The organism is Streptomyces sp. NPDC048639 (assembly GCF_043199075.1).
GTDB lineage: Bacteria > Actinomycetota > Actinomycetes > Streptomycetales > Streptomycetaceae > Streptomyces.
This window is the reverse complement of the sequence record NZ_JBICVP010000006.1, coordinates 289,307-310,479: the sequence shown is the minus strand read 5'-3', so window position 1 is coordinate 310,479 and position 21,173 is coordinate 289,307. Positions and strand designations below refer to the sequence as shown.

Annotated in this window: 23 protein-coding genes; 12 read left to right on the top strand and 11 right to left on the bottom strand. The window is 72.1% G+C overall.

The window, feature by feature from the left end:
• Window positions 1-18: 18 nt before the first annotated feature.
• On the bottom strand, window positions 19-150 hold the full coding sequence (locus ACGFNH_RS18680; protein WP_393654972.1) for a hypothetical protein: 132 nt from the start codon (window positions 148-150) through the stop codon (window positions 19-21).
• A 40-nt stretch (window positions 151-190) separates the two neighbouring features.
• Between ACGFNH_RS18680 and ACGFNH_RS18675 the strand changes: the two genes are divergently transcribed.
• From ACGFNH_RS18675 to ACGFNH_RS18665, 3 genes are all read left to right on the top strand, one after another.
• Window positions 191-535 carry a toxin-antitoxin system YwqK family antitoxin gene (locus ACGFNH_RS18675; protein WP_393654970.1) on the top strand — a complete coding sequence of 115 codons (345 nt, stop codon included), beginning with the start codon at window positions 191-193 and terminating at the stop codon, window positions 533-535.
• A gap of 178 nt (window positions 536-713) precedes the next feature.
• Window positions 714-1,856: a sensor histidine kinase gene (locus ACGFNH_RS18670; protein ID WP_393654968.1), complete on the top strand. Its 1,143-nt coding sequence runs from the start codon at window positions 714-716 to the stop codon at window positions 1,854-1,856.
• A 445-nt stretch (window positions 1,857-2,301) separates the two neighbouring features.
• Window positions 2,302-3,003 (top strand): GAF and ANTAR domain-containing protein, encoded by a 702-nt coding sequence (locus ACGFNH_RS18665; RefSeq protein ID WP_393654966.1) that lies wholly within the window; start codon window positions 2,302-2,304, stop codon window positions 3,001-3,003.
• A gap of 334 nt (window positions 3,004-3,337) precedes the next feature.
• Here the strand turns inward: ACGFNH_RS18665 and ACGFNH_RS18660 are convergent, their stop codons facing one another.
• The gene (locus ACGFNH_RS18660) at window positions 3,338-4,585 is read right to left on the bottom strand and encodes a flavin-containing monooxygenase (RefSeq protein ID WP_393654964.1); all 1,248 of its coding nucleotides are present in this window, start codon (window positions 4,583-4,585) and stop codon (window positions 3,338-3,340) included.
• 163 nt (window positions 4,586-4,748) lie between these two features.
• On the opposite strand from ACGFNH_RS18660, the gene ACGFNH_RS18655 reads away from it, so the two are divergent.
• Together ACGFNH_RS18655 and ACGFNH_RS18650 are read left to right on the top strand one after the other, a co-directional pair.
• On the top strand, window positions 4,749-5,201 hold the full coding sequence (locus ACGFNH_RS18655) for a DoxX family membrane protein (protein ID WP_393654962.1): 453 nt from the start codon (window positions 4,749-4,751) through the stop codon (window positions 5,199-5,201).
• Window positions 5,198-5,602, top strand: a complete 405-nt coding sequence (locus ACGFNH_RS18650) for a Zn-ribbon domain-containing OB-fold protein (RefSeq protein ID WP_393654960.1) — start codon at window positions 5,198-5,200, stop codon at window positions 5,600-5,602. The genes ACGFNH_RS18655 and ACGFNH_RS18650 overlap by 4 nt, the downstream gene beginning before the upstream one ends.
• Before the next feature lie 94 nt (window positions 5,603-5,696).
• Here the strand turns inward: ACGFNH_RS18650 and ACGFNH_RS18645 are convergent, their stop codons facing one another.
• Window positions 5,697-6,248, bottom strand: a complete 552-nt coding sequence (locus tag ACGFNH_RS18645; RefSeq protein ID WP_393654958.1) for a putative immunity protein — start codon at window positions 6,246-6,248, stop codon at window positions 5,697-5,699.
• Between the two features lie 43 nt (window positions 6,249-6,291).
• Window positions 6,292-6,582 (bottom strand): hypothetical protein, encoded by a 291-nt coding sequence (locus tag ACGFNH_RS18640; RefSeq protein ID WP_393654956.1) that lies wholly within the window; start codon window positions 6,580-6,582, stop codon window positions 6,292-6,294.
• A 123-nt stretch (window positions 6,583-6,705) separates the two neighbouring features.
• Between ACGFNH_RS18640 and ACGFNH_RS18635 the strand changes: the two genes are divergently transcribed.
• Both ACGFNH_RS18635 and ACGFNH_RS18630 read left to right on the top strand, forming a co-directional pair.
• Window positions 6,706-7,482, top strand: a complete 777-nt coding sequence (locus ACGFNH_RS18635) for a Scr1 family TA system antitoxin-like transcriptional regulator (RefSeq protein ID WP_393654954.1) — start codon at window positions 6,706-6,708, stop codon at window positions 7,480-7,482.
• Window positions 7,479-7,736 (top strand): DUF397 domain-containing protein, encoded by a 258-nt coding sequence (locus ACGFNH_RS18630; protein ID WP_393654952.1) that lies wholly within the window; start codon window positions 7,479-7,481, stop codon window positions 7,734-7,736. Before ACGFNH_RS18635 ends, ACGFNH_RS18630 begins: the two co-directional genes overlap by 4 nt.
• 12 nt (window positions 7,737-7,748) lie before the next feature.
• Here the strand turns inward: ACGFNH_RS18630 and ACGFNH_RS18625 are convergent, their stop codons facing one another.
• Together ACGFNH_RS18625 and ACGFNH_RS18620 are read right to left on the bottom strand one after the other, a co-directional pair.
• On the bottom strand, window positions 7,749-8,417 hold the full coding sequence (locus tag ACGFNH_RS18625; protein WP_393654950.1) for a pyridoxal 5'-phosphate synthase: 669 nt from the start codon (window positions 8,415-8,417) through the stop codon (window positions 7,749-7,751).
• Between the two features lie 45 nt (window positions 8,418-8,462).
• A complete protein-coding gene (locus tag ACGFNH_RS18620) occupies window positions 8,463-9,707 on the bottom strand; it encodes an acetyl-CoA acetyltransferase (protein ID WP_393654948.1) in 1,245 nt (414 codons plus the stop codon).
• Window positions 9,708-9,898: 191 nt separating this feature from the next.
• Here ACGFNH_RS18620 and ACGFNH_RS18615 point away from each other — a divergent pair, with 191 nt between their 5' ends.
• Window positions 9,899-11,296 carry an acyl-CoA dehydrogenase family protein gene (locus tag ACGFNH_RS18615; protein ID WP_393654946.1) on the top strand — a complete coding sequence of 466 codons (1,398 nt, stop codon included), beginning with the start codon at window positions 9,899-9,901 and terminating at the stop codon, window positions 11,294-11,296.
• Window positions 11,296-11,766, top strand: coding sequence for a nitroreductase family deazaflavin-dependent oxidoreductase (locus ACGFNH_RS18610; protein WP_393654944.1), 471 nt, complete (start codon window positions 11,296-11,298; stop codon window positions 11,764-11,766). The genes ACGFNH_RS18615 and ACGFNH_RS18610 overlap by 1 nt, the downstream gene beginning before the upstream one ends.
• A gap of 302 nt (window positions 11,767-12,068) precedes the next feature.
• On the opposite strand, the gene ACGFNH_RS18605 is transcribed toward ACGFNH_RS18610, so the two are convergent.
• A complete protein-coding gene (locus ACGFNH_RS18605) occupies window positions 12,069-12,716 on the bottom strand; it encodes a TetR family transcriptional regulator (protein WP_393654942.1) in 648 nt (215 codons plus the stop codon).
• A gap of 258 nt (window positions 12,717-12,974) precedes the next feature.
• Between ACGFNH_RS18605 and ACGFNH_RS18600 the strand changes: the two genes are divergently transcribed.
• The 3 genes from ACGFNH_RS18600 (at window position 12,975) to ACGFNH_RS18590 (ending at window position 17,550) form a co-directional block, all read left to right on the top strand.
• Complete coding sequence (locus tag ACGFNH_RS18600; protein WP_393654940.1) at window positions 12,975-13,760, top strand: VOC family protein; 786 nt, start codon at window positions 12,975-12,977, stop codon at window positions 13,758-13,760.
• A gap of 13 nt (window positions 13,761-13,773) precedes the next feature.
• Window positions 13,774-14,562, top strand: coding sequence for a VOC family protein (locus ACGFNH_RS18595; protein WP_393654938.1), 789 nt, complete (start codon window positions 13,774-13,776; stop codon window positions 14,560-14,562).
• A 252-nt stretch (window positions 14,563-14,814) separates the two neighbouring features.
• Entirely contained in the window at window positions 14,815-17,550 is a 2,736-nt protein-coding gene (locus ACGFNH_RS18590; RefSeq protein ID WP_393654936.1) for a PQQ-binding-like beta-propeller repeat protein, read from the top strand.
• 229 nt (window positions 17,551-17,779) lie between these two features.
• Here ACGFNH_RS18590 and ACGFNH_RS18585 read toward each other — a convergent pair whose 3' ends face one another.
• From ACGFNH_RS18585 to ACGFNH_RS18570, 4 genes are all read right to left on the bottom strand, one after another.
• Entirely contained in the window at window positions 17,780-18,337 is a 558-nt protein-coding gene (locus tag ACGFNH_RS18585; protein ID WP_393654934.1) for a hypothetical protein, read from the bottom strand.
• Between the two features lie 327 nt (window positions 18,338-18,664).
• Entirely contained in the window at window positions 18,665-19,429 is a 765-nt protein-coding gene (locus ACGFNH_RS18580) for an enoyl-CoA hydratase/isomerase family protein (RefSeq protein ID WP_393654933.1), read from the bottom strand.
• Window positions 19,426-19,884 (bottom strand): Zn-ribbon domain-containing OB-fold protein, encoded by a 459-nt coding sequence (locus ACGFNH_RS18575; RefSeq protein ID WP_393654931.1) that lies wholly within the window; start codon window positions 19,882-19,884, stop codon window positions 19,426-19,428. The genes ACGFNH_RS18580 and ACGFNH_RS18575 overlap by 4 nt, the downstream gene beginning before the upstream one ends.
• Window position 19,885: 1 nt before the next feature.
• The gene (locus tag ACGFNH_RS18570) at window positions 19,886-21,037 is read right to left on the bottom strand and encodes a lipid-transfer protein (protein ID WP_393654929.1); all 1,152 of its coding nucleotides are present in this window, start codon (window positions 21,035-21,037) and stop codon (window positions 19,886-19,888) included.
• Window positions 21,038-21,173 lie beyond the last annotated feature (136 nt).

The window sequence follows — 21,173 nt, the reverse complement described above, 5'->3', positions numbered from 1 at the left end:
CATGTCTTCCTCCGGACTTCACGATGACGAGGGGATTCCGGGAGCAATTCGGGACCGCGGGCCGATCGGATGGGTGGAGGCGGCATCGATCCGGCACCGATGCGCGATGCGCACACCGGTCTTGATGCGCACGCCGGTCTTGATGCGCACGCCGGCTTCACCGTGACCGTTCGTCCCTATGCTGCTCTTCATGGCCGAGGAGCACTTCAAGGACGGAACGCTGTCGGGTGAGGGTGCCTGTCGCGACGGCGAGCGGCACGGGCCGTGGACGTTCTATTTCAAGAACGGCACGGTGAAGGCGCAGGGTGCGTACAACGCCGGGAAACTCGACGGCGAGTGGGTCTGGCACCGCGGGGGCGGCAGCCTCTTGCAGCGGGGCGCGTTCGTGGACGGCATGCAGCACGGCCGGTGGCGCCGCTGGCACGCCACAGGCAGCCTTCTGGACGAGGGCACGTACAACCTCGGCAGGAAAACCGGCGAGTGGATCACCTACGACGAGGCCGGTGAACCGGTGAAGCGGAAAACCCACCGCTGACCCGATCCGGAATTGCGGCCCTGCCGACCGGCCGGGACATCGCATCCGCCGGTCGGTCCCACAACATCGGGCCTCCTCCGCGCCCGCGGGAATTCCCCGACGCGCACGCCAGGACGCGCGCGCCGCGCGCCGAATGTCATACGGCGCCATACGCGGTGCATGAATTACCGTCGCACCCATGGGGCAGCGATGGACCGAAGGGCCGCTGGCCGGTGTCATTCTCGCGCTGGTGCTGACATATTCCGCGCTGTTCAGCGCGGAATGGCTGGATGTTCTCACCGCACTGATCGCACTGGTCGCCTGTCTGGCCGTCGCGCTGCGGCGCCGGCATCCGGTGGCGGCGCTCGCAGTCACCGTGGTCGCGTCCCTGGCCTATGCCGCACTCGTCGACGGAACCGTCTTTCCCGCCGCGCTCACCGTGATGGTGGCCCTGTACGAAGTCGGCCTCCGATGCTCGCTGAAAGTCTCGGTCGCGCTGACCGCAATGACCGTCGCCGTCGTGTATTTCGCCGCGACCTTGATCCCGGACATCGAGCGGTTCCGGCTCGACAACGGAATTCAGCTCGGCTGGTTCGTCGCCGCGAGCGCCGTCGGTCTGGCGATGCGGAATCAGCGCCGGTTCGGGCAGGCCATGGAGGAGCGCGCTCTGCGCGCCGAACAGACCCGCGAAGCGGAGGCGCGTCACCGGGTCGACGAGGAGCGGCTGCGCATCGCCCAGGAATTGCACGACGTCGTGGGCCACAGCATTGCTGTGATCAATGTGCAGTCGGGGGTGGCGGCGCATGTCCTGAACAGCGACCCGCAGGCCGGAAGGGACGCACTGCTGCGCATCAACCGCGCCAGTGCCACCGCACTCTCCGAGATCCGCAGCACCCTGCGCCTGCTGGAGGACGGGCATGAGATCGTGCCACCCCGCCCGGATCTCGGTCTGGGCGACCTCGGCCGCCTCGTCGAGGAGACGCACGCCGGGGGGCTCCCGGCCGCGTACGAGGTCACGGGCACCCCGCGGGATGTGCCCTCCGTCGTCGGGTTCAGCGTCTACCGGCTCGTACAGGAGAGCCTCACCAACATCATCAAGCACGCCGGCCCGGTCCACCGGGTCCGCGTCCGGCTGATCTACGCCCCGGAATCCCTCCGCATCGAGATCACCGACGACGGCGCCGGGGCGTCGTCCGCGGCGGCCGCGGCGAGCGATGGCACCGGCAGAGGCCTGGCGGGCATGCGGCAGCGCATCGAAGCCGTCGGAGGCCGCCTCGAAGCGGGTCCGGGTACGGACGGGGGATTCCGCGTCACGGCGGAGATTCCGGTGGATCCGGCCTGACGGGGCGAGCCTGCATGGGGCGAGCCCGTACGCGGCCTCGGGCCCGCTCCGTATCGCCCTCGCGCCCCGCCGCATGGTCACCCGCCTCTCGCGCCCGGTCCGCCTTCGCCCCAGCGCCCCGCCGCCTACGCCCTCGCGCCCTCGCGGCCCCGCCGCCTACGCCCTCGCGCCCTCGCGGCCCCGCCGCCTACGCCCTCGCGCCCTCGCGGCCCCGCCGCCTTCGCCCTCGCGCCGCAGATGCTCCCGCACCCCCCTCCGCACACGACCTCCGGCCGTCCCGGAGACGCTTCCGGCCACGCGGCCGGATTCGGTGTCCCCGGACGGGGCAGGACCGGAAACGGGAGGTCGCAGCGGTGCGCCGACCGCTCGGCCGCCTCGTCCCGGTGTATCCCGGGCGCATCGCGGCAGCTCGGGTGAGACTTGAATTGGCAGAAAGGCGACGGTCATGGACTGGGAGGACTTCGCGGAGCGCATGGCCGCGATGGCGCGGGATCTGCTCGCGCAGGACTCGGTCGAGGCGACGCTGGAGCGGATCACGGAGTCCGCGGTCGAGAACGTGGAGGGCTGCGAGGCCGCGGGCATCCTGCTCCTCCGGGACAAGCATGTGGAGACGCTGGCCCCCACCGACGGGCTGGTGATCCACTCCGACCAGCTTCAGGAGCGGCTCAGGGAAGGCCCGTGCTTCGACGCCGCCCGCGAGCGCGAGCAGGTGTACCGGATCAAGGACTTCACCGAGCCGCAGGAGCAGTGGCCCGAATACGCTCGGCAGGCGCGTGACCTGGGCATCGGCAGCATGATGGGGTTCCTCCTCTACACCCTCGACGAGGATCTCGGCGCTCTGAACGTGTACTCGCGCAAGCCCGCGGCCTTCACCAAGGGCAGCGAGACGGCCGGCTGGCTGCTCGCGTCGCACGCCGCGGTCGCCTTTTCCAGCGCCCGTACGGCCGACCAGCTTCAGCAGGCGCTCGACACCCGGCACACGATCGGCGAGGCGATGGGCATTCTCAGGGAGCGCTACGACCTCGGGGGGCAGGACGCCTTCCGTCTGATGCGCCGCCTGTCCCAGGAGCGCAACGTCAAGCTCCGGGAGGTCGCCCGGCGGATCTGCGAGACCGGAAGCATCGACGGCGAACCGCCGCCCGGCTAGCCCGCACGCTCACGCGGCCAGGGAACGGGCCTGAAAGGAGCCCGGAGCGAGCCCCGGAAGGGGCCCGGACGAGGCCCGGAAGGGGCCCGGACGAGGCCCGGAAGGGGCCCGGACGAGGCCCGGAAGGGGCGGCCCTCCCGGCACGCTGTCCGGACCGGGAGAGCCTGGCCATCGCGTTCCCCCGGGGGATCGGACGACGGCTTGCGCAGCGGGTACCCAAGAAGTTCCGCCTTACTTGCCCTGTCCGGCTTGTCGCATTCACCGCCGTTATCTTCTCTTCTCTCTCTCCCCCCGAGCCGGCGAGCAGCCCCGAGAGCCGCCCCGCCGCCGGCCCTCAGTGCCCTCGCCCGCGTCGCCGTCGCCGGTCCTCGCGGTCGAGGGCGTCGGCGATCCGGCGGGCGTCGAGGGCGAGTTCGCGCAGCATCCCGCTGATCGGGTTGGTGTAGCCGGTGAAGTGGAGGCCGGGGGTCGCGGGCCGGCGCCCGTGGGTGCGCGGGAGCCCCCGCTCGTCCAGTACGTCCAGGTGCCCGGCCAGTTCCTCCAGGCCGCGCCGGTAGCCCGTGGCCGCGACGACCGCGTCAGGTGTGAGGACCGTGCCGTCCGTGAGGACCACCTTGTCGTGGTCGAACGACGCGACGGCCGCGACCGGTTGGACCTTCCGCTTGCGGACGGCCTTGATCAGGCCCGCGTCCAGAACGGGAATCGCACCCTCCGTGACGCGCGAGGAGAGCCCGGAGTCCGGCCGCGGCAGACCGTACGCGCCGAGGTCGGGCACCGTCATGGGCACCATCCTGCGCGCCGCCCGGTCGACCGCCCGCCGCGGCAGCCGCCGCACCAGAATGCCGGTGCGCTGCGCGGGCCAGCCCAGCACCGTCCGGCGCACGATGTGCGGTGCGGTGCGCACCGCGAGGCGTACGGGGGAGGCGCCGCCCTCGGCCAGGTCGACGGCAATGTCCGCGCCGGTGTTGCCGGTTCCGACGACCAGCACGTCCCGGCCGCTGTACGGCCGGGCGTTCCGGTAGTGGGCCGCGTGCAGCAGTTCCCCGCGGAAGGTGTCGCGTCCCGGCCAGTCGGGGACGTACGGCGTGTGGTTGAAGCCGGTGGCGACCACCACCGCGTCCGCCGCCAGCTCCCGCCCGCCGGTCGCCCGCAGCAGCCAGCGGGTTCCCGTCTCCGCCCCCTCGGCGGGCCGCTCGATCCGGGTCACCTCGACGCCGGTGACGATCTCCAGCCGGTGGTGCTCCGCGTAGTCCTCCAGGTACCGCACCATGTCGTCCCGCCCGATCCAGCGGCCGTAACCGCGGGGTATCGCCAGTCCGGGCAGCGCGGACAGCTTGCGGGTGGTGTGCAGTTCGAGCCGGTCGTAGTGCCCGCGCCACGAGGCGCCCACCGCGCCGGACTTCTCCAGGACGACAGAGCGCAGCCCGCGTTCGCGGAGGGCGGCCGCCATGGCGAGGCCCCCGGGTCCGCCGCCGATCACATAGACGGGAGTGCCGGTTGCGGCGGTCGTGGGCGGCGTAGGGGTTGTGGGCGGCGTGGCGGTCGTGGGCGGCGTGGCGGTCGTGGGGGTGATGTCGGGCATGCGCGTGAGCGTAGGTGCCGGGGTTGTCGTGTGTCGGTCAACCTCATACCGAATCGGTTGCGGATGCATCACGGACCGTGATCGGTGACGGCCTCTTGCGTCCGGCCGCCCCCATCCGCTGAACTGACGTACCGTCAGAAACAAATGAGGGGGTGGCGTCCCGGTGCAGACGATCTGGCTCAGCGGAGCCGAATGGCTCGCCGTGCTGCGCATCGGCCTCGGCCTGTGGTGGCTGGAGAGCTGGCGGCACAAGGACAAGAAGGGCTGGTTCGAACGCGGTACGGGCATCGCCTGGGCAGCGAGCGTCGCCGCCGACCACCGCTGGGCCGTCGTGCGGCGCGGCTTCGAGCGGGTCGTGAAGCCGCGCCCGAAGCTGATGGCGTACGTCGTCGTGTACGCCGAACTCGCCCTCGGCCTCGGCCTGATCCTCGGCTTCCTCACCCCGGTCGCCCTGGTCGGCGGGCTCATCCTCAATCTGCTCTACCTCGTGCTGATGATCCACGACTGGGCCGAGCAGGGCCAGAACGCGATGATGGCGCTCATCTCGCTGGCCGCCCTCTTCGCCATGGCCTGGCAGACCTGGTCGCTCGACGCCGCGCTGGGACTGTTCCGGTGAGCGCCCCGCGGTACGACCTCCCCGAGACCGACGCGTTCACCCAGCCCTACTGGGACGCCGCGACCGAGGGGCTGTTGCTGATCCGCCGCTGCGCCGACTGCGGCGCGGCTCACCACTATCCGCGCGAGTTCTGCCCGCGCTGCTGGAGCGAGAACGTCACCTGGGAGCGGGCGAGCGGACGCGCCACCCTCTACACCTGGTCGGTGGTCCACCGGAACGACCTGCCCCCGTTCGGCCACCGCGTGCCCTACACCCCCGCCGTCGTCGACCTCGCAGAAGGCCCGCGGATGATGACCGAGATCGTCGGCTGTCCGGAGTCCGAGCTGCGGATCGGTATGGACGTCCGCGTGGCCTTCCGTACGGGCGAGGCGGTGTCCGTCCCGGTCTTCCGGCCCGTCTGAACCGAGGTTCCGGCAGGTGAACCCGGCCTCACCGCGCTGCGTTGCCGGGACGGACGAGCGGCGGGAGGTCCTGCGGGCCTCCGTCCGCTCGGTGTCAGGGGAGCCGTAGGCCGCGGAGAGCGGCGTCGAGATCGCGCATGAACTCTCCCGCGCGCCCGCCTCCGGGAGGCGCAGCGGGCAGACGGCCGAGCACCACGGTGACCGCTGTGGGCGCGTGATGACGCGCCCATTCAAGGGTCCCCGCAGTGACGCGCCGGTCTTCCCCGGATCCGGACGCCAACTCCTCTGCTCGTGCCGCATGCGCTGCCGCACCGAGAATGTGCTTCACCTGATGAGCGCTTGCCTTGGGGTGAAGGTACGCAGCGGCGGCCGCATGGCTGGCCGCTCGTGCCGCGTCGACCGCAGCGGGTGAAGCGGCTTCTTGTGCCGCTTTGTACGCCGTCCACGCGCTGTCCCGCAGAGCGCCCGTGCGCCGGCCGCCCCCGGCGAAAGCGTCTGCCGCATCGATGGCGTCACGTGGGCGCGTGTCAGCAGGAAGGCTCTCTTCGAAGATCGGCAGCGCCCTGCGCGCGCAAGCAGCCGCGTAACCCGCGATCTCACGAAGTTCGTGTTCGCTCAGCTCGATCCGGTCCGATTCAGTGGGCACGGCCCCAAGTTCACCATGCTCGGTATCGATCCGGTCACCGCTGCTACGGGAGCCGTCGGCCGCGGCTCTCGGCCACGCGCAGGGCGTCGTGCAGGGACTCTGCCAGGCGGTACGCGACGAAGCGCAGCTCCACCGGACGCGGAGGCTCGGCAGCGGACAGCATCAGGCGGCTGTGCGTCAGGATCTCGGACGCCAGGTCGAGTTGGAGCTCCTCGATGTCGTCCGCCAGATCGGAGATCCGGCCGTCGCCGTCCGAGATGAGATAGCAGGGCTTGCCGTCCGGGCTGGGCCACGGCAGCAGGCGCGGTTCGGTGGGGTGGTTTTCCGTCGTCACAGCCTCAACCCTCACGGCAGTTGCGTACCGTGACCAGGGGAACACGGTGCACAACGGCGGGATGTGGGGAGAGTGGTGAGCGCTGTGGGATCGGGTCAGGAACCGACGCACGCGCGGAGGCATGTGGGCGAGCTGATCAAGAACTTCCGGAAGCGGGCCGCACTCACCCAGAAGGAACTCGCCGAACGGCTGCTCGTCTCGGAGTCGCTGGAAGGCGCCTACGAACGCGCCGAACGCATCCCGAGCCGCGACTACCTCCTCCGCGCCGACCAAGTGCTCGGCGCGCAGGGCGCGTTGGCGTCCTGCGTGGAGATGATGGAGGAGGAGAAGTACCCGCCGGAGTTCGTGGACTGGGTGAAGCTCGAAGCGGACGCTGTGAGCATCGGCGCGTACGAGAGCCTGCTCGTGCCGGGCCTGCTCCAGACGCCCGAGTACATCCGCGCGCTGTACCGCGTGCGCGTTCCGGTCCTGGAAGACGAGGAGATCGAACGGCTCGTGGACGCGCGGCTGGAGCGGCAGACGGTGCTGAGCCGCAAGCCGTTGCCCATCCTCAGCTTTGTGGTCGAGCAGTCGGTTGTGGAGCGGCCCATTGGCGGCGTCGAAGTGCTCAGGAAGCAGTTGTGGCATCTGTTTGAGTGCATGCGCAATATGCACAACGTCACCCTGACGGTGATGCCTACGCGTCGGCACGAACACGCCGGACTGCGTGGTCCTGTGGCTCTCTTGAGCACTGCCGAAGGGCGGAACTTGGCGTATGCAGAGGGACAGGGCGGAGGTACCTTGATCTCGAAGCCGGAGGAAGTCAATCTGTTGTTCGAGCGCTACAGCACCCTCCGAGCTCAGGCCCTCACGCCGTGGGAGTCTGTGGACTTGATCGAGAGGACCGCGAGCGCGCTATGAACTCCGAACTGGCCTGGTTCAGGAGCAGTTACAGCGACAACGAAGGCGGCAACTGCGTCGAGGTCGCGTCCGACTGGCGCAAGTCCAGCCACAGCGACAACGAGGGCGGCGCCTGCGTCGAGGTCGCCGCAACCTCCGGCATCGTCCACGTACGCGACTCCAAGGACCGTTCCGGTCCGGCGCTGACCTTCTCCGGCGACGCCTGGGCCGACTTCCTCGCGATGGTCAATGACTCCCCGCAAGCCACCGCCTGACCGCCACCCCCCTCACGGCCACAGCAGGTCCCGCACCCAGCCGTCGCCGTCCCTCCGGTAGCGGAGGCGGATGTGGCGGCGCTGCGGGTCGCCCTGGAAGAACTCGACCTCCTCCGGCTCCAGCACGTACAACGTCCAGCTCGGGACCGGTGCTTCGGGTTCGCGGCGGGCGCGGTCCCAGGCGGCGGCCGAGGCGCGTTCCAGCTCCTCGTACGAGTCCAGGACCTCGCTCTGGCGGCCGACGAGTGCCGCCGCCAGAGCGCCGGGTGAGCGCCGGTGGAGGTCCGCCGCGCTCTCCTCGGGGCCTGCGGCCGTGACGCGGCCGAGGACGCGGACCTGCCGGGCGACCGTCGGCCAGTAGAAGCCGAGGGCGGCGTCCGGGCGTTCGGCCAGCTCCCGGCCCTTGCGGCTCGTGCGGTGCGTGCCGAAGTGCCAGCCGCGGTCGTCGGCGTCGTGCAGCATCAGCGTGCGCAGGGACGGGCGGCAGTCGGCCCCCGCGGTCGCCAGCGTCATCGTGTGCGGCTCCGGCGCGCCCGCTTCGGCGGCCTCGCGCAGCCACTGCTGGAAGAGCGGCAGGGGTTCGCCGGGTGCGGTCACCGGGTCGAAGGTGGGGAGTTCACCGTCCCAGACGCGCAGGGAGCGCAGGAGGTCGCGGAAGGAACGCTGCTGTTCGGAGGCCATGCGGCAGCCTAACGGGCGTCGTCCGGCCCAGCCGCGAGCGTCGGGTCAGCGCGTGCCGAGGACGACCGTGCCCGAGGAGCAGAACCAGCCGCCCGTACCGGAGGCGACCGCCAGCTCGGGCAGCCGCCCGCCCGCTTTGCGTACCTGCCGTTCGCCCGCCTCGCCCCTCAACTGCCGTACCGCCTCCACCAGAAGGAAGAGTCCGCGCATGCCGGGGTGGCAGGCGGAGAGGCCGCCGCCGTCGGTGTTCACGGGCAGTTCGCCGTCCCGCAGCAGCCGTCCCTTCTCGACGAACGCGCCGCCCTCGCCCTTCGCGCAGAAGCCCAGGTCCTCCAGGGTCACCAGCGTCATGTAGGTGAACGCGTCGTAGATCTCGGCGAGGTCGACGTCCTCGGGGCGGACCCCGGCGCGTTCGAAGGCGAGGCGGCCGGAGACGGCGGCGGGGGAGACGGTGAAGTCCTCCCACTCGGACATGGTGCTGTGCGAGAGGTGCTCGCCGGTGCCGAGGATCCACACCGGTGCCTTTGCCGTGTCCGGTACGTACTCCTCGGCCGCGAGCAGCACCGCGCAGCCGCCGTCCGAGCGGATGCAGCAGTGGAGCTTGGTGAAGGGGTCGGCGATCACGGGGCCGGAGAGCACCTCGTCGACGGTGATGGGGTCCCGGTGCATCGCGTCGGGGTTGCGGGCGGCGTTGGCGCGGGCCTGGACGGCGACCTCGGCGAGCTGCTCGGGGGTCGTGCCGTACTCGTGCATGTGGCGGCGGGCGGCCATCGCGTACTTGGCGATGAGTGTGTGGCCGTACGGGACCTCGAACTGGAGCGGGCCGCGCGCCCCGAAGGAGAGATTCGCGGTGCGGCGCCCGGCCCTGACGTCGGCGCGGGCGGTGGAGCCGTAGACCAGGAGGACGGCGTCGGCGTGGCCCGCGGCGATGGCGTCCGCGGCGTGCGCCGCCATGACCTCCCAGGTGGCGCCGCCGACCGCGGTGGAGTCGGTCCAGGTCGGCCGCAGCCCGAGGTACTCGGCGACCTCGACGGGGGCGAGCGTGCCCAGGCCCGCGGAGGCGAAGCCGTCCACGACGGACCGGTCGAGGCCGGAGTCGGCGAGGGCGCGGCGGGCGGCCTGGGCGTGCAGCGCGTACGGGGTGAGGCCCTCGACCCGGCCGCAGTCCGCGAGGGCCGCGCCGACGACGGCGACCCTGCGGGTGGGTGCCCGGTGAGCCGGGGTGTTGAAGGCGCGGGCGGATGTCGTGGTGCGGGGCTTCCTGCGGGTCGCTGAGGTCGCATTCCACATGCATCTGACGGTACATCAGATGCATGGGTTGCCGCTTCCCGTACGGCTCTGTCCATCTGCGGGCGGGCGGCCTAGCATGACGGGCCGTCAGGTCATGTGCGTCATGGACATCTCCCTGGTCGCGCCATCGGTTGGGACGACACCTCCGCCCGCGCGGCGGCGGGAGCAGGGCGGGTGGAAGGAGCTTGCCGATGGACGCCGCCTTCACCGCCGAACAGGACGAGATCCGCCGGACGTTGCGCGAACTGCTGCACAAACGGTGCGGTGCGGACGAGGTCAAGCGCGCCGTCCGCACGCCCGCCGGCTGGGACGGCGCACTGTGGCGGCAGTTGGCCGAACAGCTCGGGCTGCCCGGACTCGCGCTGCCCGCCGCGTACGGAGGCGTGGGCTGCGGGCCTGCCGAACTGGCGCTCGCCTGCGAGGAGACGGGCCGTGCGCTCCTGCCGTCGCCGCTGCTCGCCACGTCGGTCCTGGCCGCGCCGCTGATCGCCCGCCTCGGCACGGAGGAGCAGCGGCGCGCGCTGCTCCCGCCGATCGCGCGCGGCCGAGTGACCGCCACCCTCGCCCTGCCCGGCGGAGCCACGGCCCTCGCCCTGGGCCTGACCGGGGACAACCGCGCCGGAGGTCCGATGCATGGCTCCGCCTTCGACTCCGGGCCGGCGGAGGACGGATGGGCCGGCGGCGGTCGCGCCGGGGGCGTCCAGGCGCGGCGTACGCCCGAGGGCTGGCGGCTCTACGGGCAGGCGGACCGGGTGCTCGACGGGCACACCGCGGACCTGCTGCTGGTCGCGGCGCACACGGGCGGCTACGCGCGCAGCCGCACGCTGGTGTTCGTCGTGCGGGCGGGCGATGTGCGCGAGGAGCACCACGGGCGCAATGGGCACGAGGAGCGCGAGGCGCACGAGGAGCGCGACGCGTGCTCCGCGGGGCTCACGCGGACGCGGCGTACGGCGCTGGACGAGACGCGGCCGCAGGCGCGCGTCGAACTGCGCGATGTGGAAGCAGAGTTGCTGGGCGAGGACGAGCACAGCCCGATCGTGCTCCACGCCCTGGCCCGGCTCGGCGGTTTCGCGGCAGCGGCGCTCGCGGCGGAAGCGGTGGGCGCTGCGGCAGGCGTGTTCGCGCGGACCGTGGAGTACGTGGGCGCGCGCGAGCAGTTCGGGCGGCCCATCGGCTCCTTCCAGGCCGTCAAGCACCGGCTGGCCGACCTGTACGTACGGATCCAGGCAGCCAGGTCGGCGGCGTACTACGCGGCCTGGGCGGCGGGCCGGGAGGCATCGCAGGGCGGCCCGGAGGGACGGCCGGACGGACGGGACGACGATGCGGCTGTGGTGGGCGGGCTGGCCCTCGCGCAGGCACTGGAGGCCCAGCGCGAGGTGGCGGGCGAGGCGGTCCAACTGCACGGCGGCATCGGCTTCACCTGGGAGCACGACGCGCACCTGTTCTTCAAGCGCGCCGCCTCCGACGAACTGCTCTTCGGGCCCGTGCACCGGCTGCGGGCGCGCGCGGCGGAGAGGGCGGGCCTCTTCGGCGCGGCCCGCGCCGTACGGGCCGCGCGGGGCGATGCGGCGGAAGAGGTGGCGGTCTGATGCCGGTGGCGCTGCGCATGGTCCAGAAGGTGTCCTCGACGAAAGGCTTCGCGAAGGTCGCGCCCCATGTGATCCCGGCCCTGGACCGGGCCGTGCACCGGCTGACGCGCGGCAGGGTACTGCCCAGTGCGCGGATGCTGCCCGGGGCGATCCTGACGGCCACGGGAGCGAAGAGCGGGGCGACGCGGCGTACACCGCTGGCCTGTCTGCCGGAGGACGACGGGACGTTTCTGCTGGTCGGCAGCAATTTCGGGCGGACGGGCCATCCGGCGTGGACCGCGAACCTCCTGGCGCACCCCGAGGCGGAGATCAACTGGAAGGGGCGCGACATCCCGGTGCTGGCGCGGCTGCTGGAGGGGGAGGAGCGCGAGGCGGCGTGGTCGGCGGCGCTGTCGTTCTGGCCGCCGTACGCCGCGTACCAGCGGCGGGTGGAACGTCGTATCCGCGTCTTCCGTCTGCAACCGCGCTGACGACACGAAGCGGCCGTCCATGCACGGGAGTTCGAGCATCATTGCGCCGACACCCGTGTGCGCCGCGGGTGATGAGCGAGGGAACGAGCGGCTTCCCGGCACCGCACCGCCGTTGTGTGACAGGACATCGGCGGTGGTGAGAGCCGGGTGACGTGCGGCACCGAGGCGAAGGGACGGCCCCGGGGAACTCCCGTGCGTGCGCGCGGCGATACAGGGCGGCATGCGCGGGCGGTACGAGGCAGCGTGTCCGGCGATACGAGGCAGGCGCGCGGCCGTAAGGAGGACGCGTCCCGCGACGTGTCCTACTTCGTCGGTTTCCGGCCCGTGATGCCCAAGTGCACCAGCAGGGCCAGGTTGGGCCTCAACTCGGCCTGCTTGACGCCCCAGCTCTGGAAGCCCTTCTGGTGCGCGGCCACCGCGGCGAGCATCGCCACCAGCGAACCGGCCACGGCCGCAGGGTTCACGTCCTTGTCGACGCGTCCCTTGCTCTGCAGCTCCTTGACCCCGTCCGTAAGGGAGTTGGTGACGGCGTTGAGGATCTTCATGCGGATCTTGTAGAACCGCTTGTCCCCTTCGGCCGCACCGAGGTCGACCACGCGCAGGATCGCGTCGTGCTTGCGCCAGAAGGAGAGGAAGCCGTCGACGAGTTCCTCCGCCGTCTGCCACCCTGCCTTGCCCGTCCAGGAGCGCCCGGCGACCAAGTCGGTCAGTTTCTGGCCCTCTTTGGCCATCTCCTCCGCGAGCTCGAGGACGGCGCCCTCGACGTCGGGGAAGTACTGGTAAAAGGTCGCGGGGGACGTCCCCGCCTTGCGGGCGACGTCGATGACCTTGACGTCGCGGTACGGCGAGGAGCTGAGCATCTCGCTGAGGCAGTCGAGCAGCTTCTGCCGCGTCGCCTGCCCGCGGCGCCCGGCAACCCGGCCGTCGACGGTGCGAACTTGTCCTGTCATGCCGTCAGCTTACCGAGGGGTGATCGGAGCGCGATTCGGCCGCATGCAAATGGGGAGGGGGCTCCGGCCGCCGGAGAAGGGCCAGCTCAGTGCCGGTGAGGGGGAAGATCCGGCAGGCCCGTTTGGTCCATACGAATGAATCCTCTTATCAACAGGCTGTGGACAACTTCCGTGGACAACGGGCGGGCCTCCAAATATGCGGTTAACGTGCAGAAACAGGATATTTTTTCGGCTTCGGAAGAGCGCGAGGAGCACGTCATGGCCGTTTTCCCCGAGGGCGCCCCCTGCTGGGCCGACGCCATGGTCCCCGACCTGGAGGCGGCCAAGCGCTTCTACGGTGAGCTCCTCGGCTGGACCTTCGAGGAAAGCCAGCCCGACTACGGCTCCTACACGCAGGCGCTCCACGACGGGCAGCGCGTCGCCGCGCTCTACCCGGTCCCCGAGGAGCAGAGCGGAATGCCGCCCGCCTGGAACCTCTACTTCGCCTCCCACGACATCGCCCGCACCGCGGAGAAGATCCGCGCCAACGGGGGCGAGACGATGATGGAGCCGATGCAGGTCGGCGACTACGGCAGCATGCTGATGGCCAAGGACCCGGGCGGCGCGGTCTTCGGCGTCTGGCAGGCCGGCACCCACCAGGGGTTCGAAAAGCAGTACCAGCCTGGCTCGTTCGGCTGGGCGGAGGTCTCCGTCCGGGAGACCGAGGGCGTGGACGCCTTCTACCCGGCCGTCTTCGCCTTCGAGGTGGTGCCGTACGGCGACGAGAGCGTCGACTTCAACGTCTGGCAACTGGAAGGGAAACCGGTCGGCGGGCGCTTCAAGCTGCCCGAGGGCACCCCGGATTTCGTCCCTCCGCACGTGATGGTCTATTTCGTGGTCGGCGACTGCGACGACGCGGTGGGCACGGTCCGCAGGATGGGCGGCGCGGTGCGGGTGGACCCCCAGGACAGCCCGTATGGCCGGTTCGCGATCGTCGAGGACCAGCAGGGCGCGGTGTTCTCGGTGATCGACCCGCGGACGACGGCGGGCGAGCCGAAGGTCTAGGAGGACGGTTCCCATGGCCGCATTCGACGAGGGTGTCCCGTGCTGGGTCGACGCGATGGTCCCCGACCTGGAGGCGGCCAAGCGCTTCTACGGCGAACTGTTCGGATGGACCTTCCAGGAGGGCGAGCAGAAGTACGGCTTCTACACCCAGGCCTTCCACGACGGACGCACCGTCGCCGCGCTGCTGCCCAAGCCCGACGGGCGGATGCCCACCGTCTGGAACCTCTACTTCGCGACCCGGGACGCCGAAGCGGCCGCCGCGCGGATCGAGGAGGCGGGCGGCAGGATCATCACCGCGCCTCTGCCCGCCGGCGACTTCGGCACGATGGTGATGGCGGCCGACCCGGGCGGCGCGGTCTTCGGGCTGTGGGAGGCGGGCTCGTACGCCGGGTTCGAGAAACAGGGCCGGCCCGTCTCGTACGCGTGGACCGATCTCTACACGCGCGCGCCGGAACGCGTCGACCCCTTCTACGAGACCGTGTTCGGATACACCACACAGGAGTTGGACACCGGTGACGGTATGCCGTTCGCGGTCTGGTCACCGCCCGGGAGGCCGCCCGGGGTCGAGGGCGCGGTCGCCGCACGTGCCGCGATCGACAGCAGCTTTCCGGCCGAAATGCCCGCGCACTTCCTCGTGTACTTCGCGGTGGCGGACTGCGACGAGTCGGTCGCGACGGCCACACGGCTCGGCGGTCGTGTCATCCTCGATCCGGAAGACACGCCGTACGGTCGCTTCGCGGTCATGGTCGACAACCAGGGCGCAAACTTTGCGGTCATCGACCTCTCCAGGGCGGCCCGGTAGGCGCTCGCGGCCCGTCCCGAAACCGTCCGCCGATTGTTGTCAACCCGCCGCAAACCTGTGACAACCCATGGGTAACCCCGTTCTGCCTGGGTATTTGCGTTAATTGTCTGGGGAGACACCCCGATTTGCCCCCGGGTTCGCAACCACCGGCTTCGCCAGGAAGAATCAGGTTGCGTACCCCGCGACGGTTCACGGTGAGACGCTGCACGGGGCTGAAAACCTTCGAGGCCCCCACGGGGAGGTGGCAGGCAAGTGGTGGAGCAGCTGACGCAGCACGACCCGAGGCGGATCGGGCCGTTCGAGGTGCTCGGCCGACTCGGTGCCGGCGGCATGGGGCTGGTCTATCTCGCCCGCTCGGCATCCGGCCGGCGCGTGGCGATCAAGACGGTGCGGACCGAACTCGCCGAGGACCAGCTCTTCCGGGTCCGCTTCACCCGTGAGGTGGAGGCGGCCCGCGCGGTCAGCGGCTTCTACACCGCCGCGGTCGTGGACGCCGACCCGCGGGCCGCGGTGCCGTGGCTGGCGACGGCGTACGTCCCTGCGCCCTCCCTCGAGGAAATAGTCAATGAGTGCGGCCCGTTGCCCGCGCAGGCGGTGCGCTGGCTCGCGGCCGGTGTCGCCGAGGCGCTGCAGTCCATCCACGGAGCCGGCCTGGTCCACCGGGACTTGAAGCCGTCCAACGTCCTTGTCGTCGAGGACGGTCCGCGGGTCATCGACTTCGGCATCGCGAGCGGAGTCTCCAACACCCGTCTGACGATGACCAATGTGGCCGTCGGCACGCCCGCGTACATGTCGCCCGAGCAGGCGCGCGACTCACGAAGCGTCACCGGCGCCAGCGACATCTTCTCGCTCGGCTCGACCCTCGTCTTCGCGGCGACCGGGCACGCGCCCTTCCACGGCGCCAACCCCGTCGAGACCGTTTTCATGCTGCTCCGTGAAGGCCCCGACCTGGCCGGGCTGCCGGACGAACTTCGGCCGCTCATCGACTCCTGTATGCAGATGGCCGCCGAGAACCGGCCGAGCCCCGCGGACCTGCAGTCCCAGCTCGCACCCCATCTCTTCTCCTCGGGCGGGGACGACAGCGGGACGGCGTCGGCCTGGCTTCCCGGCCGGGCCGTCACGATGATCGAGCAGCGCCGCGGCGGCCGCCCGTCGCCCGCCCGGGCGTCCGGAGGCGGTGGCACGGGCGGTGCGAAGGCACGCTCCGCACAGCCGCCGCGGCCGTCGTACGCACCGGACGGAGGCCAAGGCGGCGCCCCCGCTCCGGCCCCCGCGAACGCGCACGGCGGTCCCGCCCGGCACCGCGGCGCCCCGGAGGGGCAGGCCCCGGGCGCGCCCGGACACGGAGCCGCCGCCGCGCGGCACGCCGAGAGCCCCGACGGCCACTGGCCCGACGGAGGCGGTCACGGCGCGGGAGATCCGCGGGGCGGGGCCTCCGCGCACGGCGGGCCCGGCCCGCTGGCCCCCGGTGGAGCGCGCGGCCCCGGCCCCACGGCCGTACGCCCCGCTCCCGGCCGGCGGGACGCCCCCGCCCACGGTCCCGCCGCCGGGTGGGACGGTGCCAGTGCCCCCGCGGCCCAAGGCGGGGCCGGAGCGCCCGGGGACGGTGCCGTACGCCTGGCGGGCTCGCAGGTCGCGATAGGGCCGGGGCCCCGTGCCGCGGCGGACGGCCGCGACGCGGCCCGGCACGACGCCGGAGCCACCGGCTGGATCCGGCCTCCGGCGGGCACGGCGGCCGTGCCCGGACCTGCCCTCGCGGCCGATCACCAGCACGCGCCGCCCGCACCCGTATCGGCGCCCCTGCCCGCGCCCGCGGAGCCGCCCGGCGCGCAGGGTGCGCCCGCGCGCTGGCGGCCGTGGCGGTTCCGGATGTCCAACGACGTCTGGGGCACCCCGGCCGTCGCCGGGGACCTCCTCTACGTCACCTCCTTCGAGGTGCACGCGCTCGATGTGGCCACCGGGCGGCGGCAGTTCAAGACCCGTGACGTGGCATGGGCGATGGCCGTCGCGGACGGCCGGATCCACGCCTCGGACGGACCGACGCTGTACTCGCTGGACGCCGCCGACGGCTCCGAGCGGTGGCGGCTGGGCACCGACGGCTGGGTCTACTCCCTGAAGGTCGACCACGGCACGGTCGTGACCGGCACGCGCGGTGGCGGCGTCCAGGCCTGGGAGGCCGCGAACGGCGAGAAGCTCTGGGAACTCTCCGGCGCCCAGACCGACTTCGAGACGCCCGAGGCGGGCCCGTCCGTCCACAACGGCGTCGTGTACGTCTGTTCCGACGGCCGGCTGCGCGCGCTGGAGGCCCGTACCGGCCTGGAGCGCTGGTCCTACCCGGTCGGCGACGCGGCCTCCTGCGGCGGCGTCCCGGTGCGGCTTCTGCACGCCCCGGACGGGGTCGTGTACATCGCGGCGGGAGCGCGCGTCCTGGCCGTCGACGCGGCGCGGGGCGAGGTGCGGTGGCGCTTCGAGGCGCCCGCGGTCTTCCTGAGCGCCCCGGCCTACGCGCCGGGGCCCGCCGTGACGGGCGGCGGCGTCTACATCGCCGACCACCTCGGCACCGTGTACGCCCTGGACGCGGCGGACGGCCGCGACCGGTGGCGCATCGCGACCGAGACCCGGCAGTCCGCCGAACCCGTCCTCGTCGCGGCAGGCTCCGTGCACGTGGGCAGCGGCAGCGCGCTGTACACCCTGGACGCGGTCACGGGCACGCCGAAATGGCGATTCGCCGCGCAGGGCGAGGTCATCGGAGCCCCCGTGGTCGCCGACGGGCGCGTCCACTTCGGTTCGGCCGACCACTGCCTCTACACGCTCGACGCGGGCGGCGGCCAGCTCCGCTGGAAGCTCGCGACGGGCGGGGAGATCACGGGCGCGCCTCTGGTCGCCGGCGGAGTGGTCTACGCGTGCAGCAAGGACCGGTGCGTGTACGCGCTGGACGCCCTGAAGGGCACGGGGCTCTCCCGGCAGTCGGCCTCGGGGCGGGGCTAGCGGCACAGCCGCTCCAAGCGGTGGGTGGGCCGGGGGGTCCCGCCCCGCCCGGCGCTCCGCTGCGAGAGTCCGCTCGCGGCTCCCTACGAGCGCTCCGCCGCGAGGGCCCGCCCTGGGCTCGGCCACGAGCGCTCCGCTACGCGTGCACCGCGACGCGCACGCCGACCCGGTAGCCCGGGCGGCTCGACGCGGGAACCGTCCGCGTTCCGCCGCACCGTCCGGCGTTCCGCTACGGGGAGCGGCGCTGGTCCTGCGGCGGCCAGGGGTCGTCCGGGCGCGGGCGGTAGTCGCTGTAGTCGGTGGCGACCGTCGGCGGCCCTCCGTAGAGGTCGTCCTCCGGCGTCTCCGGGCCGTCCCGCCCGTGCCGTGCCCGCCCCTGGCGTCCATGCATGACCAGCGCGCCCAGCAGCAACAGCACGCCACCGGCCACGGCCAGCCCGGCCCCGGCGCCCAGCCCCCCGTCGCCGCCTGCGGTCAGGCTGCCCAGCTCCATGCCCTGCCGCACCATCCACAGGAACGTGAACGCGAGGACCAGAAGACCCGCGACCGCCACCAGCAGCCGCGACCGCAACACCACCCCGATGAGCGTCAGCACCGCGGCGACCAGCATCGGCAGCAGCACGGAAAGGTAGAGACTCGAGGGGACCGCGGACGTGATCCCCGTGAACGGGTCCTGGACGCGGATGTCCTGTCCCTCACGGCCGCCGTACCAGGCGTGGAACGGGCTCCAGACGGCCACCGCCGCTCCGATGAGGGCGAGCACGGAACCCAGCAGGTTGCGGACCATACACGGACCACCTCGTTCGGGCCTCTCCCGCGGCGGGCGGGGGAAGGCTTCCCTGCCGACGCTACGCCCGGTGCCGTACGCCCGCCACGCGAGCCGGCGCTCCGCGCCGCGGCAGGCGGGGGCGGTCGTCAAGTGCCGTGCAGGGGAGGGCCGTTCACACGCGCTGCGGACGGCACCGCTCTCGCGGCGCGAGTCGGCACCGCCCGCGCACTCTCTCGAACGGAACCCGCTCCGCTCTCCCGAACGGAACCCGCTCCGCTCTCCCGAACGGAACCCGCTCCGCTCTCCCGAACGAAACCCGCGCGGGCCATCTCCCGCAGCCGGGCCTCACCGCGTGCGGAAGTCACGGCTCCGCTCCGCGAAGAGCCCCGCCTGCCGCTCCGGCGGCAGGTTCCCCAGCGCGATCAGATGCGGTGCGCCCGCGAGCGCCTGTGCGCGTACCGCCTCCCGGGCCGACCACACGGCCCGTACGGTCCCCTGCACGGCCTCCGTCGGGTACGAGGCGAGCACCCCGGCCGCCCGCATCGCCGCCTCGGTCAGCTCCTCCGGTGCGACGACCTCCGAGACCAGCCCGATCTCGTGGGCACGGCCCGCCGAGAGCCGCTCGGCCGTCCCCATCAGCGCCATCCGCGCCACTTCGCCGAACGGCATCCGCTGCGCCATGCCGATGGCCTCGTACGCGCTCACCATGCCGTAGGTGGTGTGCGGGTCGAAGAAGGTGGCCGTGGTGGAGGCGATGAGGAACTCCGCCTCGCCCAGCAGGTAGAAGGCCCCGCCGCACGCCATGCCGCCCACCGCCGCGATGACCGGTTTCCACAGGTCGCACGCCTTCGGGCCCACGTGCAGCAGCGGATCGTCGATCGAGTACGGGCTGCCTGGCTGCGGCACTTCGGCGGAGCGGTCCAGCCCGGTGCAGAAGGCGCGGTCACCGGCGCCGGTGAGCACCACGGCCCGTACGTCGTCCGCGCGCCGGAACTCCCGCCATACGTACCGGAGTTCGGCGGCCATGGGCAGATCGATCGCATTGTGGCGCTCCGGCCGGTCCAGCGTGACGAGCGCGACGCCGTCCTTCACCTCGGTGCGAACGGTCATGGCCGCTCCGCCGTCCAGCGCGGCACCGTCACGCCGTCCGCGAGTTCGGCGAAGACGGCCCGCACCGGGGTGCCGATCCGGATCGCGTACGGGTCGGCCGCGCCGAGGGGCGCCTCGGGCTCCGTGACCAGATTGCCCACCAGCCGTATCGCCGGGTCCTCGTCCAGCTCGACGAGGATCACGTTGTACGGGGCCTGGTCGGCGTACGCGGGCAGCAGCGGCGGGTGCGGGACGACGAACGACCAGATCCGGCCGCGGCCGCTCATCCTGCGCCAGATGCTCGCGAACGACCGGCAGTGCGGGCAGCACGGGCGCGGCGGGAAGCGCAGCCTGTCGCAGGCGCCGCATGCCTGAACGCGCAGTTCGCCCCGTGCCGCGTACTCCCAGAAGGGCGCGCCGTCCTCGTCGACGGCGGGGGCCAGCAGACCGGACCCCTCGGTGGTCCTCTCGTGCATCTCAACTCCTCAGCAGCAGCGCGGAGGTGGGCACGCCCTCGCCCGCCGTGACGAGGCAGGTCGCGGCGTCGGGGACCTGGGCGGTGGAGGTGCCGCGCAGTTGCTTCACGCCCTCGGTGATGAGGTTGAAGCCGTGGACATACGCCTCGGAGAGCCCTCCGCCGCCGGTGTTGACCGGCAGCCGCCCGCCGATCTCCAGCGCCCCGCCCTCGGTGAAGGCCGCGCCCTCGCCGCGTCCGCAGAAGCCGTAGCCCTCCAGGGAGAGCGGGATGAGCGGGGTGAACGCGTCGTAGATCTGGGCCACATCGACGTCGTCGGGGCCGAAGTCCGCGGATTTCCAGAGGTGCCGGGCCGCGGTCCAGGCCGGGCCGGTCAGCGGGTCCTCGCACCAGTAGTTGACCATCCCGTGGTGCTGGGCGGGCAGGCCCTGGGCGGCGGAGTGGACGTAGACGGGGAGCCGACGGCAGTCGCGGGCGCGCTCGGCCGAGACGACGACGCAGGCCAGGGCGCCGTCCGTCTCCAGGCAGTTGTCGAAGAGGCAGAGCGGCTCGCTGATCCAGCGGGCGGTCATGTACATCTCGCGGGTCAGCGGCCGTTCGTACATCATGGCGGCCGGGTTCTGGTTGGCCCGGTTGCGGCAGGCCAGCGCGACGTTGAAGAGGTGGTCGCGGGTCGCGCCGTACTCGTGCATGTAGCGGCGGGCGAGCATGCCGATCTCGTCGGCGGGGCGCAGCAGTCCGAAGGGGCGCGTCCACTGGCCGGGCGTCGGGAGCTGCACGGCGGTGTTCTTCCAGGGGCGGGGGCCGCTGCCGCGCTTGCGCGAACGCCAGGCGACCCCCACGGTCGCCTGACCGGTCGCGATGGCCGCGGCGAGATGACCGACGGTCGCGCACGAACCCCCGCCTCCGTAGCCCACCTTGGAGAAGAAGGTGACGTCACCGGCGCCGATCGCCTTGGCGACCTCGACCTCATCGGTCTCCTCCATGGTGTAGGAGGCGAAGGCGTCGACCTCGTGCGGTGCGATGCCCGCGTCGTCGAGGGCGGCGATGATGGCCCGGCAGGCCAGGGTCCTCTCGGATTCGGGGAGCCGTTTGGCGAACGGGGTCTGGCCGATCCCCGCTATCGCCGTCGCGTCCTTGAGGGTTGTGGGCATCGCCACCTCCGCCGTCCGCCGTCACTGCTGACAGCCGCGAAGGCTACCGCTAATCTGACGGACAGTCAGCTACGGCGGTTGCGGAGGTTGTTCGTTCGGGTTCTCACGGGATTCGTACGGGACTTGTACGGGAGGG

Bases quoted from the DNA above. Each gene is read 5' to 3' on its own strand.
- ACGFNH_RS18600 (WP_393654940.1), top strand. From the start codon at position 12,975: ATGGCCGTTTTCCCCGAGGGCGCCCCCTGCTGGGCCGACGCCATGGTC.
- ACGFNH_RS18585 (WP_393654934.1), bottom strand. From the start codon at position 18,337: ATGGTCCGCAACCTGCTGGGTTCCGTGCTCGCCCTCATCGGAGCGGCG.
- ACGFNH_RS18660 (WP_393654964.1), bottom strand. From the start codon at position 4,585: ATGCCCGACATCACCCCCACGACCGCCACGCCGCCCACGACCGCCACG.
- ACGFNH_RS18615 (WP_393654946.1), top strand. From the start codon at position 9,899: ATGGACGCCGCCTTCACCGCCGAACAGGACGAGATCCGCCGGACGTTG.
- ACGFNH_RS18580 (WP_393654933.1), bottom strand. From the start codon at position 19,429: ATGACCGTTCGCACCGAGGTGAAGGACGGCGTCGCGCTCGTCACGCTG.
- ACGFNH_RS18595 (WP_393654938.1), top strand. From the start codon at position 13,774: ATGGCCGCATTCGACGAGGGTGTCCCGTGCTGGGTCGACGCGATGGTC.
- ACGFNH_RS18575 (WP_393654931.1), bottom strand. From the start codon at position 19,884: ATGCACGAGAGGACCACCGAGGGGTCCGGTCTGCTGGCCCCCGCCGTC.
- ACGFNH_RS18620 (WP_393654948.1), bottom strand. From the start codon at position 9,707: ATGTGGAATGCGACCTCAGCGACCCGCAGGAAGCCCCGCACCACGACA.
- ACGFNH_RS18625 (WP_393654950.1), bottom strand. From the start codon at position 8,417: ATGGCCTCCGAACAGCAGCGTTCCTTCCGCGACCTCCTGCGCTCCCTG.
- ACGFNH_RS18670 (WP_393654968.1), top strand. From the start codon at position 714: ATGGGGCAGCGATGGACCGAAGGGCCGCTGGCCGGTGTCATTCTCGCG.
- ACGFNH_RS18605 (WP_393654942.1), bottom strand. From the start codon at position 12,716: ATGACAGGACAAGTTCGCACCGTCGACGGCCGGGTTGCCGGGCGCCGC.
- ACGFNH_RS18675 (WP_393654970.1), top strand. From the start codon at position 191: ATGGCCGAGGAGCACTTCAAGGACGGAACGCTGTCGGGTGAGGGTGCC.
- ACGFNH_RS18630 (WP_393654952.1), top strand. From the start codon at position 7,479: ATGAACTCCGAACTGGCCTGGTTCAGGAGCAGTTACAGCGACAACGAA.
- ACGFNH_RS18665 (WP_393654966.1), top strand. From the start codon at position 2,302: ATGGACTGGGAGGACTTCGCGGAGCGCATGGCCGCGATGGCGCGGGAT.
- ACGFNH_RS18610 (WP_393654944.1), top strand. From the start codon at position 11,296: ATGCCGGTGGCGCTGCGCATGGTCCAGAAGGTGTCCTCGACGAAAGGC.
- ACGFNH_RS18570 (WP_393654929.1), bottom strand. From the start codon at position 21,037: ATGCCCACAACCCTCAAGGACGCGACGGCGATAGCGGGGATCGGCCAG.